General features: G+C 72.2%; 15 protein-coding genes. 9 read left to right on the forward strand and 6 right to left on the reverse strand.

The window, feature by feature from the left end; genetic code table 11:
* Window positions 1-55: 55 nt before the first annotated feature.
* Genes ACIRF9_RS01060 through ACIRF9_RS01075 form a run of 4 tightly spaced genes read right to left on the reverse strand, consistent with a single transcriptional unit; the run spans window position 56 to window position 5,183 of the window.
* Window positions 56-1,396 carry an AAA domain-containing protein gene (locus ACIRF9_RS01060; protein WP_403814363.1) on the reverse strand — a complete coding sequence of 447 codons (1,341 nt, stop codon included), beginning with the start codon at window positions 1,394-1,396 and terminating at the stop codon, window positions 56-58.
* A complete protein-coding gene (locus ACIRF9_RS01065; RefSeq protein ID WP_403814366.1) occupies window positions 1,393-3,024 on the reverse strand; it encodes a hypothetical protein in 1,632 nt (543 codons plus the stop codon). The genes ACIRF9_RS01060 and ACIRF9_RS01065 overlap by 4 nt, the downstream gene beginning before the upstream one ends.
* Before the next feature lie 43 nt (window positions 3,025-3,067).
* Window positions 3,068-4,231, reverse strand: coding sequence for a hypothetical protein (locus ACIRF9_RS01070; protein WP_403814369.1), 1,164 nt, complete (start codon window positions 4,229-4,231; stop codon window positions 3,068-3,070).
* Complete coding sequence (locus ACIRF9_RS01075) at window positions 4,182-5,183, reverse strand: phosphatase PAP2 family protein (protein ID WP_403814371.1); 1,002 nt, start codon at window positions 5,181-5,183, stop codon at window positions 4,182-4,184. Before ACIRF9_RS01075 ends, ACIRF9_RS01070 begins: the two co-directional genes overlap by 50 nt.
* A gap of 224 nt (window positions 5,184-5,407) precedes the next feature.
* Here ACIRF9_RS01075 and ACIRF9_RS01080 point away from each other — a divergent pair, with 224 nt between their 5' ends.
* Entirely contained in the window at window positions 5,408-6,007 is a 600-nt protein-coding gene (locus tag ACIRF9_RS01080; protein WP_403814373.1) for a histidine phosphatase family protein, read from the forward strand.
* A 121-nt stretch (window positions 6,008-6,128) separates the two neighbouring features.
* On the opposite strand, the gene ACIRF9_RS01085 is transcribed toward ACIRF9_RS01080, so the two are convergent.
* A complete protein-coding gene (locus tag ACIRF9_RS01085; protein ID WP_403814376.1) occupies window positions 6,129-7,643 on the reverse strand; it encodes a hypothetical protein in 1,515 nt (504 codons plus the stop codon).
* Between the two features lie 266 nt (window positions 7,644-7,909).
* Between ACIRF9_RS01085 and ACIRF9_RS01090 the strand changes: the two genes are divergently transcribed.
* Together ACIRF9_RS01090 and ACIRF9_RS01095 are read left to right on the forward strand one after the other, a co-directional pair.
* Window positions 7,910-8,314: a hypothetical protein gene (locus ACIRF9_RS01090; protein WP_403814379.1), complete on the forward strand. Its 405-nt coding sequence runs from the start codon at window positions 7,910-7,912 to the stop codon at window positions 8,312-8,314.
* Window positions 8,315-8,390: 76 nt separating this feature from the next.
* Complete coding sequence (locus ACIRF9_RS01095; protein WP_403814382.1) at window positions 8,391-9,263, forward strand: spermidine synthase; 873 nt, start codon at window positions 8,391-8,393, stop codon at window positions 9,261-9,263.
* A gap of 70 nt (window positions 9,264-9,333) precedes the next feature.
* Here the strand turns inward: ACIRF9_RS01095 and ACIRF9_RS01100 are convergent, their stop codons facing one another.
* Window positions 9,334-9,849 (reverse strand): hypothetical protein, encoded by a 516-nt coding sequence (locus tag ACIRF9_RS01100; RefSeq protein ID WP_403814384.1) that lies wholly within the window; start codon window positions 9,847-9,849, stop codon window positions 9,334-9,336.
* Window positions 9,850-9,971: 122 nt separating this feature from the next.
* Here ACIRF9_RS01100 and ACIRF9_RS01105 point away from each other — a divergent pair, with 122 nt between their 5' ends.
* The 6 genes from ACIRF9_RS01105 (at window position 9,972) to ACIRF9_RS01130 (ending at window position 17,088) form a co-directional block, all read left to right on the forward strand.
* Window positions 9,972-10,679, forward strand: a complete 708-nt coding sequence (locus tag ACIRF9_RS01105; protein ID WP_403814387.1) for a response regulator transcription factor — start codon at window positions 9,972-9,974, stop codon at window positions 10,677-10,679.
* Entirely contained in the window at window positions 10,676-12,046 is a 1,371-nt protein-coding gene (locus ACIRF9_RS01110) for an ATP-binding protein (RefSeq protein WP_403814390.1), read from the forward strand. Before ACIRF9_RS01105 ends, ACIRF9_RS01110 begins: the two co-directional genes overlap by 4 nt.
* Before the next feature lie 179 nt (window positions 12,047-12,225).
* The gene (locus ACIRF9_RS01115) at window positions 12,226-13,674 is read left to right on the forward strand and encodes a cellulose binding domain-containing protein (protein ID WP_403814392.1); all 1,449 of its coding nucleotides are present in this window, start codon (window positions 12,226-12,228) and stop codon (window positions 13,672-13,674) included.
* Between the two features lie 215 nt (window positions 13,675-13,889).
* Window positions 13,890-15,206 (forward strand): ABC transporter substrate-binding protein, encoded by a 1,317-nt coding sequence (locus ACIRF9_RS01120; protein ID WP_403814395.1) that lies wholly within the window; start codon window positions 13,890-13,892, stop codon window positions 15,204-15,206.
* A gap of 20 nt (window positions 15,207-15,226) precedes the next feature.
* Window positions 15,227-16,204, forward strand: a complete 978-nt coding sequence (locus tag ACIRF9_RS01125) for a carbohydrate ABC transporter permease (protein ID WP_403814398.1) — start codon at window positions 15,227-15,229, stop codon at window positions 16,202-16,204.
* The gene (locus tag ACIRF9_RS01130) at window positions 16,201-17,088 is read left to right on the forward strand and encodes a carbohydrate ABC transporter permease (RefSeq protein ID WP_403814401.1); all 888 of its coding nucleotides are present in this window, start codon (window positions 16,201-16,203) and stop codon (window positions 17,086-17,088) included. The genes ACIRF9_RS01125 and ACIRF9_RS01130 overlap by 4 nt, the downstream gene beginning before the upstream one ends.
* The last annotated feature ends 19 nt before the right edge of the window (window positions 17,089-17,107 follow it).

Here is a 17,107-nt window from a genome sequence, read left to right on the forward strand (position 1 = left end):
GGACTCCGTCCGGCGGGGAGGGCGTGAAGGTGGGGCTGTGTCTGGGGGGCACCTTTCATGGTTTCCAGCTCACTTGGTGCTCCGCCAGATGCGCCAGCACCGCGTGATTCGCCTCCCAGCCGTCCGGGAACTTCACGAGCGTTCCCAGCTGGACCGGCTCCGTCGACGGGTAGTCGTCGAGCAGGTCGCCCACTCCCGCGCGGCAGACCACGATGCACGCGTGCCGGTGGCGGGAGGCGAGGACGCAGAGGCGGCCCGTCTCCAGGTGGAAGGCGGTGGCGTCGGGGCGGCCGGAGAGGGGGTGGAGGATCACCGTGACGTCGAACTCCATGCCCTGGAGGCGGTTCGCCGTGTCCACGGTCACCTCCGTGACGCCGAGCTCCGCCAGCGCCGCCCGGACCGCGGCCGCCTGGTCCCGGTGGGCCGTGCCGACGGCGATCCGGTCGGCGGTCAGCGGGGTGGGGTCGGGGGAGCGCTCGGAGGTGGCCGCGCCGCCCCGGTCCAGCAGCCGCCGTACGACCACCGCGACCGCCCGTACCGCCTCGGGATCGGTGCGGGGCGTGTGCCGCGCGGGCAGCTCCAGCAGGCCCCAGCCCGACTCCGCCGCCTCGTCGATCACCCGGTCGGGACCGGAGCCGTCCGAGGGGACGCCGAAGGCCAGCCGGCGGTCGCCGTGGCCGGTGCCGCTGCGGAACGGGGTGTACGGGTAGAAGGCGTCGGAGACCAGGGGCGCGGCGGAGGCCGGGAGGCGCCAGGACACCGGCAGGCGGTGCTGGGGCAGCTCCGGGTTGTGCGCCAGCAGTGTCGTCACCGCCGAGGCCGACGGGTCGTACGACAGGCCGGCCCACTGTTCGCTGCCCACGATCGCGAACGGGTCGAGCTGCCCCGGGTCGCCCACGAACAGCGCCCGCTCGAACAGTCCCGCCACGGCCAGCAGCCCGTCCGACCGCATCTGGTACGCCTCGTCCACGATCGCGTGCCGCCAGGGCTCGTCGACCTTCACATGGGCCCACTTGGCCGCCGTCGAGATCACGACCGGAAGGCCGGCCAGCTCCGCCGCCTTCGCCGACTTCTTCACCTGCGGCAGCCCGTCCAGCGCCTTGTCGTACGGGTCGGCGTCACTGCTGTGCAGGCGGCCCACCGGCAGCTCGGGGCTCTTCTCGGCGAGCCGCAGCACCAGGTCGTCGACCTGCGCGTTGGTCTGCGCGACCACCATCAACGGGCGCCCCGCGTCGGCGAGTTCCAGCGCCGCCCGGACGACGAGCGTGGACTTCCCGGCGCCGGGCGGGGAGTCGACGACCACCCCGCGCGCGGTGCCGTCCAGCGTGTCGCGCAGGATCGCGTCGGTGGCGCGGGTCGCGGCGGTACCGGGGTCGAAGACGGCCTCGGTGGTCACAGGAGGTCCTCCTGGGTGACGGAGTCGGGGGCTTCGGGCGTCTGCTCGCCCGGCGGTCCACCGTGCGTCCACGGCGTCTCCTCCGGGTCGGGCAGCTTGGCGCCGCCGCGCTGCTCGTGTTCGAAGAGCGTGAAGCACAGCAGGTCGCCCTTCTCGGGCACCGACCCCTGCTCGGGCTCCTTGCCGCGGCCCATCTTGTCGACGATCCGCAGCACCAGGACGCCCTCGTCCTCGCCGTCCCGCTCCACGAACTCGGCCGCCTGCGGTTTCCCGCCCAGCGACCGGTACACCTTCGCCCGCTCCGCGAGATGCGGCCGGTCGTCCGTGCGTACGGTGACCAGCGGGCGCGGGCTGGGCCGCCTGCCCTCGCTGTACGCCATCACGATGTCGACGACCTCCCCCGCGAACGCCTCCCCGGCCAGCCGCCGCCCCGCCATCACCAGCGGGTCGTCCAGGGCCTCCTGCGCCTCCAGCCGGGCCTGTTCACGCTCGCGCGTGGCCAGCTTGTTCGCGGCGGTCACCGCGTCGTCGCGGCGGGGCTGCGGGGGTTCCCCGGCGGCGACCCGGTCGCGGTGGCCGGTGAACGACCAGCGGTCGCGCGTCCACCGCTCCTCGCCATGCGCGCCCTCGGGCAGCTCCCGCAGCAGGTCGAGGCCCCGCCACACGGCCTCCCAGGTGGGCAGGGTCCGGCTCAGCACCAGGTCACGGACCTCCCGCTCGGCGGCGGTCAGCGCGCCCAGCCGGTCGTCGGCCTCCAGGCCGTCCTCGGCGGCCGCGAGGGCGGTGCGTGCGCGGTCGTAGCGCTCGATGGCCGGGGCGAGCAGCTTGTTGTCGAAGGCGGGGTCGGTGGCCGGACCGGCCGGCGGGCACAGCAGCTGACCATCGGCGTCCCGGGCGAGCTCGGCCCGCTGGGCCGCCCCGGCGCCCGTCTCGCACGAGTGGGGGTCCCCCCGGTCGAGCGAAGCCGAGACCGGGGGAGGGTCGATCCAGGCGAGCAGCGCCCCCAGGTGCTGGTCCTCCAGGCTGGACTGCCCGGTCGCCCAGTGCCGGCCGACGACCTCGGTGAGCGCCAGGAGCAGCGACGACCCGGGGACCCGCGACCGCTCCCCGAAGTGCGTCAGCCACCGGCCGAGCAGCGGCACGCGCGGGGGCGCCGGATGCGGCGTCTCCGGGTCCTGCTCCGCCGTACGCCGGAAGCGCATGGAGCGGCCCAGGAGGCGGACGTAGTCGACGCCCGCGCGGCTCGGCACGATCAGCTGGGGGGCGTCGGCGCACAGCTCGACCTCGACCTTGACGCGTTTGCCGGTCTCCGGATCCGTCTCGTTGCGTTCGGCGGCCTCCACGGCGTCGGCGTAGGAGTCGATGTACGGCAGGACGACATCGGCCAGTTCGGCCAGGAACGCGAACCGCAGGTCGCGGTCGCGGGGCTGCGGGACGACGAGCAGGCGTGGGGCGTCCCTGTCGGTGCCGACCAGCGCGCCGAGCGGGGCGCCGGCCTCACCGGCGGTGGTGAGGGGCACGAAGACCAGCGGCCGGTCGGACAGATGCCGGTGCCGGACGGTGGCGGTGGGCTGGGCGCGGCCGGTGGTGACGGCCTCGAGACGGGCGAGGGTGGCGATCAGCGACACGGGTGCACCTCCGGGCGCGTGGGCTCGGAGCGGACGGCGGGGCTCACCGGGCGGTACCTCCGACCGCCATGGCGCCGAGGGCCTCTGCCGCCCGGGCCCCCAGGGCCTCCGCGCGCAGTGCGGCGGCTCTCCTGAGCGCCGTCACCGCCGGGTCGTCCGGGTCCCCGGCCTCGCCGCGCGCGGCGGCCAGGACGTCCTCGACCGTGGTCAGGCCGCCCAGTTCGGCGCGGACCGAGCGGCCCAGGGTGGTCACCGCGCCGGCCGCGCGGGAGCGGTCACGGCAGTGGAACGCCAGCTCGCACGCGGCCAGGCACTCCGGCGCGTACGTCGCCGGAACCGACTCGACGGCCGCGGTGAGCTGCTCGGCGGGCAGCTCGGGGGAGAAGCAGGTGCCCTCGGGGAGGGCGTCGGCGATGTCCTGGATACGGGTGAGCCGGGCCAACTGGCGGCTGGTGACCGCGCGCTGCTTGCGGATGTCCACGGCGGACGCGGTGGGCAGGTTGGAGAAGTCCTTGGGGCAGACGAGGAGGATCCGGTGGCGGACCTTCGGCGCCGGGTCGAGCCGGGCTGCGACCTCCTCCAGGGCCAGCACGTACACGGCGGCCTGGCGGGCGGCGGCGCCCACCTTCGCCGGGTCGGCCGAACCGTCCAGCATCGGGAAGGACTTGATCTCCACGACCGTCCAGCTGCCGTCCGGGTGCACCACCACCGCGTCCGGCTCGAGGAAGGCCGCGGAGCCGGCGACGTCGAGGGAGAGCATCGGGTGGTCGAGGAACGTCCAGGTGCCGACGGCGTGCTCGGTGGCCTCGCGCAGCGCCAGCGCCGTACGCGCCGTGCGGCCCTCGGGGCCGGAGGCCGCGAGGTCGGGGGTGCTCGCGGTGGCGGGCGGTTCGGCGCCGGGGTCCAGCCGCTCGTGCACCAGTCGCAGCAGCTCCGTGCCGCCGTCCGCCTTCACCTTCGCCTCGAAGGCGTTGCCGCGGGTGAGGGCGAACTGGGACTGTCCGAAGGCCGACGGGGAGCCCAGGGCTCCCGCCAGCGCCGCCTTGTTCACCCCGGCGCCGTCGAGGATGGCGCGCCGCTTGCAGCCCGGGTTCGCGGCGAGGGCCGCGAGGGCACGGGCGTCCAGCGCCTTGGCCGGTACGTCGGGGCCGCGCAGCTCAGCGAGCCGCTGCCGGAGCGCCGTCCCCCGCGTCCGAGGGGGAGGCACCCGGTTCGGTTCCTGGCCCGAACCGTGACTCGCGCTGCCGTGGAATTCGCTCACCCGTCGAAGTCTGGCATCCGCCACTGACAATCGAGGCCGCTGTGTCCCGAGAGGCCACCGGGGCGTCGACCGCGACGGCCGTCCCCGTGCCCTCCGCGAGGGCCGCCGAGGAGGACGGGACGCGGGCCGCGAAGGCCGTCCGGAGCCGGTCCGCGGTCCGCATCACGAGCGGCGTCAGCAGCAGCCCGACCCCCATCACGGCCGCGCCCGCGACAGCGTCGAGGAAGTAGTGGTTCGCGGTGCCCATCACCACGATCGTCGTCAGCAGCGGGTAGAGCACGGCGGCCGTCCTCGCCGTACGGGTGCGGCCGTGGCGCCACAGCATGACCCCGCACCACAGGGACCAGCCCACGTGCAGACTCGGCATCGCCGCGTACTGGTTGGTCATCCCGCCGAGGCCGCGCGGTGCGCTGGCCTCGCCGCCCCACCAGCCCCACGCGCTGTACTGGGCCATCGTGTCCACGAAGCCGTACTCCGCCGAGAGCAGGCGGGGCGGGCAGGTGGGCAGCAGGGTGAAGCCGATGAGGCCCATGAAGGTGGACGTCATCAGCCAGGTGCGGGCCGCCCGGTAGTGCAGGGAGCGGGAGCGGAACAGCCAGACCAGGATCACCGGGGTGACCAGGTAGTGCAGCGACGCGTACCAGAAGTCGGCCGGGACGCCGATCCAGGCCTCGCTCCGGAACAGGCGGTTCAACGGGTGCTCGGCGTTGATGTGGAGGAACTTCTCGACGCGCAGGATCGCCAGGCCGTGGTCGACGGCGGTGCTGACGTCCCCGCGCGCGAGCAGTCGGCCCGCCGAGTAGCAGGCGTACACCAGCAGGATCAGCGGCAGCTCGGTCCACCAGCGCAACCGGATCCTCGGGGCCGCCTCGGTGCCCGGTGTCTCGGTCTGCGGCATCCGATCGCCTCCCCCTTCGTGTCGCTGACTGGTCGCTGCGGCGCCCGCGGCGCGGGACGTGCCACTTTACGGCGTATGTGTGCGCCCACTCGGGGCGCCCCCGGCCCTCAAAGACGCTGAGATCGCCCCCCGGGTTGCCCCTTCACAGGGTGAGCGATGATGGAGGGGTTCCGCCTCCGTTTTCTCCCCTGGTCCGTCCCAGGGTTTTCCCGGAAAGGTCCCCCATGGCACCGCGCATCCTGCTGGCCCGGCACGGACAGACGGAGTGGTCGCTGGCCGGCAAGCACACCGGCAGGACCGACGTGCCCCTCCTGGAGGAGGGCCGCCGGGGCGCGAAGCTGCTCGGTGAGCGGCTGCACCGGGCGCCGCTCGACGGTCTCCCCGGCGTCGAGATACGCACCAGCCCGCTGGCACGCGCGCGTGAGACGTGCGAACTCGCGGGCTTCGGCGAGCGGGCCGCCCACTGGGACACGCTCATGGAGTGGGACTACGGCGCGTACGAGGGCATGACCCCGGCCGACATCCAGGCGGTCCGGCCGGGTTGGCTCATCTGGCGCGACGGCGTCCCGGAGGGGGAGTCCCTCGCCGAGGTCACCGCGCGCGCGGACGAGGTCGTCGCCTGGGCGCGGTCGGCGGACCGGGACGTGCTGGTCTTCGCCCACGGTCACATCCTTCGGTCCATCGGGGCTCGGTGGCTGGGGCTGCCGCTGGACTTCGCGGCGCGGATACGGCTGAACCCGACGTCGTTGTCGGTACTGGGGTGGGCGTACGGGGAACCGGCGATCGAGAGCTGGAACGACTTGGGGCACTTGGCTGCTGCTTAGTCCCATCCCCCCTAGCTGCGGGCAGGCGTGCCGCTGGGGCGGCACGGGGGGGCGCAGCGGCACCCTGCACGCGCGGGCAAGCGACCCACCCCCCCCCGGGCGACAGGGCCGGGCGTCTTGGTCACACCGTTCTCGGGACCGACGCGTGGCGGTCCAGGAACTCCTGGACCCCGCTCGCCCGACGGTGCGGTGCCAGCACTCTCGCCGTGCCCGCCAGCATCCCCTGGATCCGCGAGGACTGGACCTGGTCCAGCAGGTCCAGCACCCGCATCCCGGCCACCGCGGCCTCGTCGGGCCGGCCGCCCCGGGCCAGGTCGTCCGCCAGTTCGGCGGTGTACAGCGCGATGTTCCGGGTGAAGTGCGGGTCCTGCAGCGCCGCCGCCCGCCCCGCGTGCCACGCCGCCCGCGTCCAGTCGCCCAGCGTGGACCAGCACTGCGCCTCGAGGCCCGCCAGTTCGGCCTCGCCGTAGAAGCTCATCCACTCGGGGTCGGCGTCCGTGGCGCCCCGCTCGTAGAGGGCGTGCGCACGGGCCAGGGCCTGTTCGCAGCCGGCCCGGTCGGCGAGCCCCGCCCAGCCGCCCGCCTCGCGCAGCGCCAGGAGCGACATCAGTCGAGGTGACCCGAGGGGGCGTGCGACGCGCTGGGCGGCCTGCGCGGCGCGCACGGCCTCGCGGGGGCGCCCCGCATCGCGCGCGAGGAACGCGGTGTTGCAGAAGGCGTGCGCCTCCAGCGCCTGGTCTCCGGACATCCGCGCGGTGGCGAGGGCCTCCGCGTAGTGGGAGCGGGCGTCGTCGAAGCGGCCCGAGTCGTGTGCCAGCCAGCCGACGGAGATGGCGAGTTCCCCGGCGCCCGAGTGCAGCCGGTCGGCGGTGGCCTGACGGGTGGTGCCGGCGTCAAGGAGCGCGTAGGCCGCGCGGAGCGGGGCGGCCGCCCGCCGGTACAGGCCGTCGGCGCCGTGGCGGTCGTCCAGCAGGCGGATCCTGCGGACCGCTTCTTCCAGGGCACCCGCCTCGCTCGTGCCGACGCGGCGCGCCCGGTGCTCCGCCGCCGAGGCGACGGGGGCCCCGCCGCTCAGGGGGGTCCTCCCGCTCGAGCGGTGCCGGGGGTGGGGGAGGGCGAGCCCCACGGGGCCCAGCGAGGCGGCGGCCACGGTGGCTCCTCCGCCGGTCATGAATGCGCGACGCAGCACGTCGCTCTCCTCGTCGTTGTGGTGCGTGTCGTACGGGTCCTGCGTGTCATACGGCTCACACGCCCCGCGTGTCTCACCCGCCTCCCGCGTCTCACTGGTGGTGAGCGCCAGGCTGGTGGTGTGCGCGCAGGGCGCGTCCCCGGCGGCGCGCGCCCCGCGTCCGCGTACGGATGCGCGGGGCGCGAACCCCAGGTCGGTGAGCGTTCGGCCGGGGAACATGTGCAGGAACACCCGCTCGTACGCGTAGTTGGGGCAGCGAATCTCGCCTGCCTCGACCCGCCCGATGTAGCGCGCGTCGCAGCTGACCCGCTCGCCGATCTCGCGCGCGGCCCGCCGTACCAGTGCGGCGAACTCGGCCGGCGAGCGCTGTCCACGCAGGTGCCGGAAGGCGAGGTTGGGCCGTGGTGGCCGGTCGGGCCGGGGTGGGGTCACCGTTGACGACGCCATGGCCGGGTCCTCTCATGCGAACCGTCGAACCATGCCGGGATCATGGTGAGTTACCCGATTTTCGGAGCTGATCACCCTGATGTCCGGCGGGCAAGAACGTACCTGCTGTGATTGGGTCGCCACGCAGTGTTTGGCTACAAACCGGATATCTCATCCGGGATCTGCCATGAACTGCCATCCTTTGCGGCTGACTTCCGCCGTAGCCGTTGACGCGGTGGTGCGTTGAATGCTGTGGACTACAAGCGGGCTGCGCGGTGGAGGCCGGGATGGAGACCAGCCAGAGCAACGATCCTTGTACGCCGTCGGTGGCGGTCGTGCCGGTTGGTGCGGCGTGCGACCTCGTGACGGTGCCGACCCGGCAGGGACTGGAGGCGGTCGACATCCTGCGCCGGGGTGCGGGGGACGCGGTGGGACCCGTTCTCCACGACGACGGCGACGGCACCCTCGCCTTCCTGGTGCCGCCCGGCACCGCGGCCGCCTGGGACGTCCCGGGGAGCGTCTGCACGGAGACCGACGGGCGCGGACTGAGACCCGACCCCGAGCCCCCGGTGGAGGGCTCGGACTGGCTGCTGCCGCCCGGCGAGGCGGACCTCGCGACGGACCCCGCGGTGCTGCGGCGGGCGTTGGGCGAGGCGGCCCGGATGATCGAGGCGGCGGACAGTTGCCGGTGAGCGCAATCGGCAGTCCATGAGCCCCCGTCGGTCGGCCGTGCGCGAAGTCGCCCCCGCCGCCTGCGAAGATGCCTGCATGGCGAAGTCCAGGAACACCCGGCGCGAGCGCGGCGCCGACGCGGCCGCCGTCGTCGAGACCGTCGACGGTGGGCTCGCGCAGCTCCTGCCCGACCGGGACCGGGCACGGGCCTGGACGCTCCTCATCGACGGGGCACCGCAGTCGCACGTCGACCTCGACGACCCGGCGTACCTCTCCTTCGAGTACCAGCGCCGCCTCGGCCATGTCATCGACCTCGCCGCACCGCCCGGCCGTCCGCTGCACGTCGTGCACCTCGGCGGCGGCGCCTTCACGCTCGCCCGGTACGTGGCCGCCACCCGCCCCCGCTCCACCCAGCAGGTCGTCGAGCGGGACGCGGCCCTCGTCCGGCTGGTGCGCAGGGAGCTTCCGCTGGACCCGGGGGCGCGGATCAGGGTCCGGTCGGTGGACGCGCGGGAGGGGCTCGGCAAGGTGCCCGACGGATGGGCCGACCTGGTCGTCGCCGACGTCTTCAGCGGCGCCCGCACCCCCGCGCACCTCACCTCGACCGAGTTCCTCGACGAGGTCCGCAGGGCTGTGAGGCCCGGCGGTCTGTACGCGGCCAACGTCGCCGACGGCCCGCCGCTCGCCCATCTGCGCGGCCAGATCGCCACCGCCGCCGCCCGCTTCCCCGAGCTCGCCCTGGTCGCCGACCCGACGGTGTTCCGGGGGAAACGGTTCGGCAACGCCGTGCTCCTGGCCTCCGACCTCCCTCTGCCGATCGCCGAACTGACCCGCCGGGCCGCCTCCGACCCGCACCCCGGCCGCGTCGAGCACGGCAGGGCGCTCACCGACTTCACCGGCGGTGCCCTCCCGGTGACGGACGCGGCCGCGGTCGCCTCCCCGGCGCCGCCGCCCTCGGTGTTCCGGTAGCCGGGCGCCGCCTCGGCATGGTGGTTTTTGTCGGTTTCGGTTTCGGATCCCAGGGCGCCGGTTTCGGGTCTCAGAACGTCTGTACGTCGACCCGGGGCGGTCCGTCGTGCCAGGTGCAGAAGACCGAGACCCGCTGGGCGCCCGAGGCGAAGTCCACCCGGATCCAGGACTCCGTCTTCCACACCTGTACCGACCAGCCGGTGGCCGGTGTGGCGGACACGAGGGTCGCGTACGTCTCGGTGAGGTCGAGCACGACACGGCCGCCGTCGGTGTCGTAGCTCTTGACGGTGCCGGAGGGGCCGCTCTTCGACGGGGCCGGTGTGGTGGGTGTGCGGCTCGGCCTCGGGGACGTCGGCGACGGGGCCGTCGGGGGCGGGGTCGACGAGGGGGACGGGCTGGTGCTGGGGGAGGGCAGGGGCCCGGACTTCTGGGCGGTCGAGGAGGCCTCGCCCGCCGTCAGCGGCAGGGCGCGCGGAGGGTCGTAGGCCGTGCCCGCCATCACCGTGTGGACACCCCACCACGACAGCGTGACCGCCGCGCCCGTGGCGAGCGTCCAGGCCAGTACGTGTACGAGTCCTCTGCGCATCGCGGGCCATCTTGCCTCACCCGCCCCACGGGTGTCGCACGGCCGGGCCACCGGTTGTGCACAGAAGGCGAGTTGTCCACAGGCCCCGGCCGGGCTCCTCGGCATGGCGTACGGTGCGGCGCATGGCAAGTGTGCTCGTGGTCGAGGACGACCAGTTCGTACGCTCGGCGCTCATCCGGCATCTGACCGACGCCTCGCACCTGGTGCGCAGCGTCGGGACCGCGCTGGAGGCGCTGCGCGAGGTCGCCCATTTCCGGTTCGACGTGGTGATCCTGGACCTCGGACTGCCCGATCTGGACGGCTCCGAGGCCCTGAAGATGCTGCGCGGCATCACCGACGTGCCGGTCATCATCGCCACGGCCCGCGACGACGAGACGGAGATCGTCCGGCTGCTGAACGCGGGCGCGGACGACTACCTGACCAAGCCGTTCTCGGTGGAGCACCTGTCGGCGCGGATGGCGGCGGTCCTGCGGCGGGCCCGGTCCGGCGCGGGGGAGGCGCCGCCCTCCAGCGTCCTGAGGGTCGGCGGCCTGACCGTCGACCCGCTGCGCCGCCAGGCCGAGTTGGACGGCGATCGCCTCGACCTCACCCGCCGCGAGTTCGACCTGCTGGCCTTCCTCGCAGGGCGGCCCGGTGTCGTCGTCCCGCGCCGTGAGCTGCTCGCCGAGGTGTGGCAGCAGTCGTACGGCGACGACCAGACCATCGACGTCCATCTGTCCTGGCTGCGGCGGAAGCTGGGGGAGACCGCGGCCAGGCCGCGCTATCTGCACACCCTGCGGGGTGTCGGCGTGAAGCTCGAACCACCGGGGGAAGTGGGGCCCGTGCGATGAGATGGGCACTGGTCAAGGTCTGTCTGGCGGTCACCACGATGGTCGTGATCGCGTTCGCCGTCCCCCTCGGTCTCGTCATCAAGGAGATGGCCCGCGACCGCGCGTTCTCCAACGCCGAGCGGGAGGCCGCGGTCGTGGTCCCGGCCCTGTCCATCACCACCGACCGGGACCAGTTGGAGCGGGTGGTCGCCTCCGCGGGCTCGGACGACGGGATGGCCGTGCATCTGCCGGCGGGTGACGGCCGGTCCGCCGTCGACCTGGGCCGGCAGCGCGTCGCCGACGCCGACATCGCCGCCGTACGGAAGCTGGGGCGCGCCTCCACGGCCGAGGTGCCGGGCGGTTCCGCGCTGCTCCAGCCGGTCGCGCTGAGCCTGGGGACCGTGGTCATCGAGGTGTACGTCCCCGAGTCCGAGGTCACCAACGGCGTCGGCACGGCGTGGGCGGTGCTGGCCGGGGTGGGGGCCGCGCTGGTCGTCGGCTCGGTCGCGGTCGCCGACCGGCTGGGCGTCCGGATGGTGCAGCCGGCGCGGCGACTGGTCGAAGGCGCGCACGAGTTGGGGGAGGGGAAGCTGGGGGCCCGGGTTCCGGAGGAGGGTCCGAACGAACTGCGCCTGGCGGCGGTGGCGTTCAACTCGATGGCCGACCAGGTGGTGCAACTCCTGGCGAACGAGCGGGAGTTGGCGGCCGACCTGTCCCACCGGCTGCGCACCCCGCTGACGGTCCTGCGGCTGAACGCGGCCTCCCTCGGCGACTCCTCGGCCGCCGAGCAGACCCGGACGGCGGTGGCCCAGCTGGAGCGCGAGGTCGACACGATCATCCGCACGGCCCGGGAGGCCAAGCCGCAGACGACGGCCCCCGGGCCGGGGGCCGGCTGCGACGCGGCGGAAGTGGTGCGGGAGCGGATGGCGTTCTGGTCGGCGCTCGCCGAGGACGAGGGCCGCAAGGTCCGCACGGCCGGCGTCGACCGCCCGGTCCGCATACCCGTGGCCCGCGCCGACCTGGCCGCCGCCCTGGACGCCCTCCTCGGCAACGTCTTCCGCCACACCCCGGAGGGCACCGCCTTCGCCGTCGACGTCCACAACGGCGAGGACGCGGTCATCGTCCTGGTCTCCGACGCGGGCCCCGGCATCCCCGACCCCGAGGCGGCGATGGCCCGCGGCCGCGGTTCCGGAACCGCGGGCTCGACCGGCCTCGGCCTGGACATCGTCCGCCGCCTCGCCGAGTCGACCGGCGGGGACGTACGGATCGGCTCGTCGGTCCTCGGCGGCACCGAGATACGCATCTGGATCCAACTCGACGGCCGCGAGCCCGTCCGCAGAGGCCACCGGGGCACCGTACGCAGACGCCGCCGGGCGGTGGCCCGATGAGACCCGATGGAGTCCATGTAATTGGTCTCTACCTTTAACCGCCCCCGATGCCTTCCTTAAGCGCGCCCTAAGATCCTCAACCGCCGTCCCTATCAGGCGCTTTGCCCGGTTCGGCCTCGCTAGCGTGCTGCCGCGCCCCGCCCCGGGGAAGCTCCGTGAGCAGTGAAGGCAGGCACGTGATGAGTACGCATCGGCGCAAGGTCAGTGGCAGGAACAAGGTCGTCGGGGGTGTGGTCGCCGCGGCTGTGGTGGGTGGCGGGGCCGTTCTCGTCGCGGGCACCGCGCAGGCGGCCGGGGTCGGGGCCGCGTACACCAGGACCAGTGACTGGTCGACGGGGTACACCGCGCAGTACGTCGTCACCAACAACAGCGGGCAGACGAAGGCGGACTGGAAGCTGGAGTTCGACCTGCCGGCCGGCTCCGGGCTCAGTTCCCTGTGGAACGGCGAGTCCCGGGTGAGCGGGCAGCACGTCACCGTGACCCCGCCGAAGTGGGACACCGACGGCCTGGCCGTCGGGGAGTCGGTCACCGTCGGGTTCGTGGTCAAGGGGGCCGGGGACCCGGTCGGTTGTCGCGTCGACGGGGCGCGGTGCTCGGCGGACGAGGGGGCCACGCCCGAGCCGAGCGGACGGCCGACGCAGTCCGCGACGCCCACCGCCGGCCCGACGCGAACGGCGACGCCGACCCCGACGGCCACCGCCTCCCCGAGCGCGAGCGGCGGTACCGGCACGACCACCTCCGCCCGGTTCGCGCCCTACGTCGACACCTCCCTCTACCCCGCCTTCGACCTCCTCGCGAGCGCCGCCGCGACCGGCGTCAAGGACTACAACCTCGCCTTCGTGACCGACGGCGGCGGCTGCACGCCGAAGTGGGGCGGGGTGACCGACCTGGCGAGCGACGGCGTGGCGTCCCAGATCGGGGCGCTGCGGGCCAAGGGCGGTGACGTCCGGGTCTCCTTCGGCGGGGCGAGCGGCTCCGAGCTGGCCACCACCTGCTCCTCGGCGGACGCGCTGGCGGCGGCGTACGGGAAGGTCGTGGACGCCTACCGGCTCACCAAGGTCGACTTCGACGTGGAGGGCGGGGCGCTGCCGAACACGGCGGCGAACACACGGCGCGCGCAGGCGATCGCGGAGCTCCAGCGGAAGCACCCGGACCTCGACGTCTCCTTCACCCTGCCCGTCATGCCCGAGGGTCTGACCCAGGACGGCGTGAGTTTGCTCTCTGCCGCAAAGGCCAACGGTGTGAAGGTCGCCACTGTGAATGTGATGGCCATGGACTACGGTCCGGCTTACAGCGGTGATATGGGCACATATGCCGAACAGGCGGCCACCGCGACTCAGGCACAGGTCAAGAGCGTGTTCGGGCTGAGCGACAGCGCTGCCTGGAAGACGGTCGCGGTCACCCCCATGATCGGCGTGAACGACGTCGCCTCCGAGGTCTTCCGGGTCGAGGACGCCACCCAGCTCGTCGCCTTCGCGAAGTCGAAGGGGCTCGCATGGCTGTCGATGTGGTCGGCGACGCGGGACAGGCAGTGCCCGGGCGGGGCCAAGAACTCCGCCGACGCCACCTGCAGCTCGATCGTCCAGGGCGACTCCGCGTTCTCGAAGGCCTTCGCCGCCCTCAAGTGATCGCGGGAGGGCGGAGGGGGACGGCAAGTGATCAATCGGGTGATCAAGGCGTGTCGATTACGTTTCGACAAATGAAGCCAGTGCCTCTTGACGCATGACCGGACATACGGCTGTTATTGCGCCACCCCGTGTTCGGTCAAGTTGATTTCTGGTCGATTAAGACCGGAAGTTTTCAGTCAGGCCTCATGGCCGAACCTTGCTGTCAGGAGCCGTACATGCACGACCTCTCCCCCTCCGGCCGCCTCTCCCTCCCCTCCCCGAGCCGCCGCACCCTGCTGCGCGGCATAGGCGGCGCGGCCGTCCTCGGCGCCGGCATACCGCTGCTGTCCGCGTGCGGCGGCAGCGGCACCTCCTCCGACCCGAAGACCGTCACCCTCGGCTCCAACGCGTCCGACGCGGTCCCGAAGAAGGCCTTCGCCGAGATCTACGCGGCCTTCAAGAAGCAGTCCGGGATCGCGGTCGACGTCAACACCAAGGACCACAACACGTTCCAGGAGCAGATCAACTCCTACCTCCAGGGCACCCCGGACGACGTGTTCAACTGGTTCGCCGGCTACCGCATGCAGTTCTTCGCGGCCAAGGGCCTGACCACGGCCATCGACGACGTGTGGGCGAAGATCGGGGACAACTTCCCCGACGCCATGCACAAGCTCAGCAAGGGCGCGGACGGCAAGTACTACTTCGTGCCGCTGTACACGTACCCCTGGGCCCTCTTCTACCGGAAGAGCGTCTTCGAGCAGCACGGCTACACCGTCCCCACCACCTGGGACCAGCTGGTCGCCCTGTGCAAGCAGATGAAGAAGGACGGCCTCGTCCCGATCGCCTTCGGCGACAAGGACGCCTGGCCGGCCATGGGCACCTTCGACCAGATCAACTTCCGGCTGAACGGCTACGACTTCCATGTCGAGCTGATGGCCGGCAAGGCGTCCTGGACCGACGCCAAGGTGAAGGCCACCTTCGACCACTGGGCCGAACTCCTCCCGTACCACCAGGAGGGCTCCCTGGGCCGCACCTGGCAGGACGCCGCCCAGACGCTGGTGTCGAAGAAGGCCGGCATGTACCTGCTGGGCTCCTTCGTCGCTCAGCAGTTCACCAACAAGGCGGACCTGGACGACCTCGACTTCTTCGCCTTCCCCGAGATCAACTCGGAGTTCGGTCAGGACACCGTCGAGGCCCCCACCGACGGCTTCATGGTCTCCAAGGCCCCGAAGAACAAGGACGGCGTCGCCAAGCTCCTGGAGTACCTGGGCACCCCGGAGGCCGAGCAGATCTACCTCAAGGCCGACTCCAGCGTGGTCGCCGCCTCCTCCAAGGCCGACACCTCCTCGTACACCGCCCTGCAGAAGAAGGCGTACGAGATGATCTCGGGCGCCAAGAGCCTGACGCAGTTCATGGACCGCGACAGCCGGCCGGACTTCACCTCCACGGTCATGCAGCCCGCGCTGCAGAAGTTCGTCCGCGACCCCAAGGGGATCGACAGCCTGCTCACCTCGATCGAGCGCCAGAAGAAGACGATCTTCGCGTCCTCGTGAGGCGAGGTCCTTCCAGAAACATGAGCATCGACACCACGAAGACCCGGGAGGCGGCCGCCGTGCCGCCTCCGGGCGCCGCATCCTCCAAGAAGCGGGTTCCGCAGGGCCACCGGCGCCTGCTGACCCGCCGCGACCGGCTCACGCTCGGCCTGATGGCCGGCGTGCCGACGATCCTGCACGTGACCCTCGTCTGGGTCACGGCCCTCGCCTCCATCGCCCTCGCCTTCACCACCTGGGACGGCATCGGCTTCGACTCCATCAAGTGGGTGGGGCTGGACAACTTCAAGGAGCTGTTCACCAACAACCCGCAGTTCTGGCCCGCGGTCCAGCACAACGTCATCTGGTTCGTCGTGCTGATCCTGATCCCGACCCCGCTCGGGCTCTTCCTCGCGGTCCAGCTGGACAAGAAGATCCGCTTCAGCCGCGTCTACCAGACGGCCTACTTCCTGCCGGTCGTCGTGTCGCTGGCCGTCACCGGATTCGTCTGGCAGCTGGTCTACAACCCCGACACCGGCCTGATCAACAGCGTCATCGGGGCGAACAAGCCCGGCCACTACATCGACTGGATCGGCGACCCGAACCTCAACCTGTGGGCCATCCTCGTCGCCGCCTGCTGGCGGCACACCGGCTACATGATGATCCTCTACCTGGCCGGTCTGAAGGGCGTCGACCCGTCCCTGCGCGAGGCCTCCTCGCTGGACGGCGCGAACGAGTGGCAGACGTTCAAGAACGTCATCTTCCCGACCCTGCGCCCGACCAACACGGTCGTCCTGGTCGTCACGATCATCGAGGCGCTGCGCGCCTTCGACCTCGTCTTCGTCTTCAACAAGGGCGCCCAGGGCACGGAACTGCTCTCGATCCTGGTCACCAACAACATCATCGGCGAGTCCAGCCGCATCGGCTACGGCTCGGCGATCGCGGTGGTCCTCCTGGTGATCTCCCTCGCCGTGATCATCCCGTACCTGATCTCGACCTTCCGGAAGGAGCGGAGCGCATGAGCACCCCCACCCTGCCCCTCAAGCAGCGCACCCCCGTCCGCCCCGCCCGGATCCTGCTGCACACGTTCCTCGTCGTGACGGCCCTGGCCTGGCTGGCGCCCCTGCTGTGGGCGCTGTTCGCGGCCCTGCGCCCGTACTCGGAGACCAGCGAGAAGGGCTATGTCTCCTGGCCCGACAAGCTGAGCCTCGACAACTTCACCAACGCGTTCGAGCAGTCGGACATGATGCACTACTTCGGGAACACGCTGCTCATCGCGGTCCCGGCGGTGCTGCTGACCCTGTTCCTGTCGTCGTGCGTGGCGTTCTACGTCAGCCGCTTCGACTTCCGGGTCAACCTCTTCCTGCTCCTGGTCTTCACCGCGGGCAACCTCCTCCCGCAGCAGGTGATCATCACCCCGCTGTACCGCATGTACCTGCTGATCGACCTCCCCGGCATCACGGTCAGCGGCAAGCTCTACGACTCCGCGCTCGGCCTGGTCCTCATCCACGTGGCGTTCCAGTCCGGTTTCTGCGCCTTCGTGCTGAGCAACTACATGCGCTCCCTGCCGCACGAGCTGACCGAGGCCGCCCTGGTCGACGGCGCGTCGGTGTGGCGGCTGTACTGGCAGATCGTGCTCCCGCTGTGCAAGCCGGCGATGGCCGCCCTGGCCACCCTGCTGTCCATCTGGATCTACAACGACTTCTTCTGGGCGATCGTGCTGATCTCCACCGGCGAGAACATGCCGATCACCTCGGCCCTGAACAACCTCTCCGGCCAGTACTTCACCGACCCCAACCTGGTCGCCGCCGGCGCCCTGCTCACCGCGATCCCCACGCTGATCGTGTACTTCGCACTCCAGCGGCAGTTCGTCAGCGGCCTGACCCTGGGCGCCAACAAGGGCTGAGCCCCTTCCGCCGAGCCCT

The sequence above is a fragment of the Streptomyces sp. NPDC096132 genome, from assembly GCF_044763345.1.
Lineage (GTDB): Bacteria > Actinomycetota > Actinomycetes > Streptomycetales > Streptomycetaceae > Streptomyces.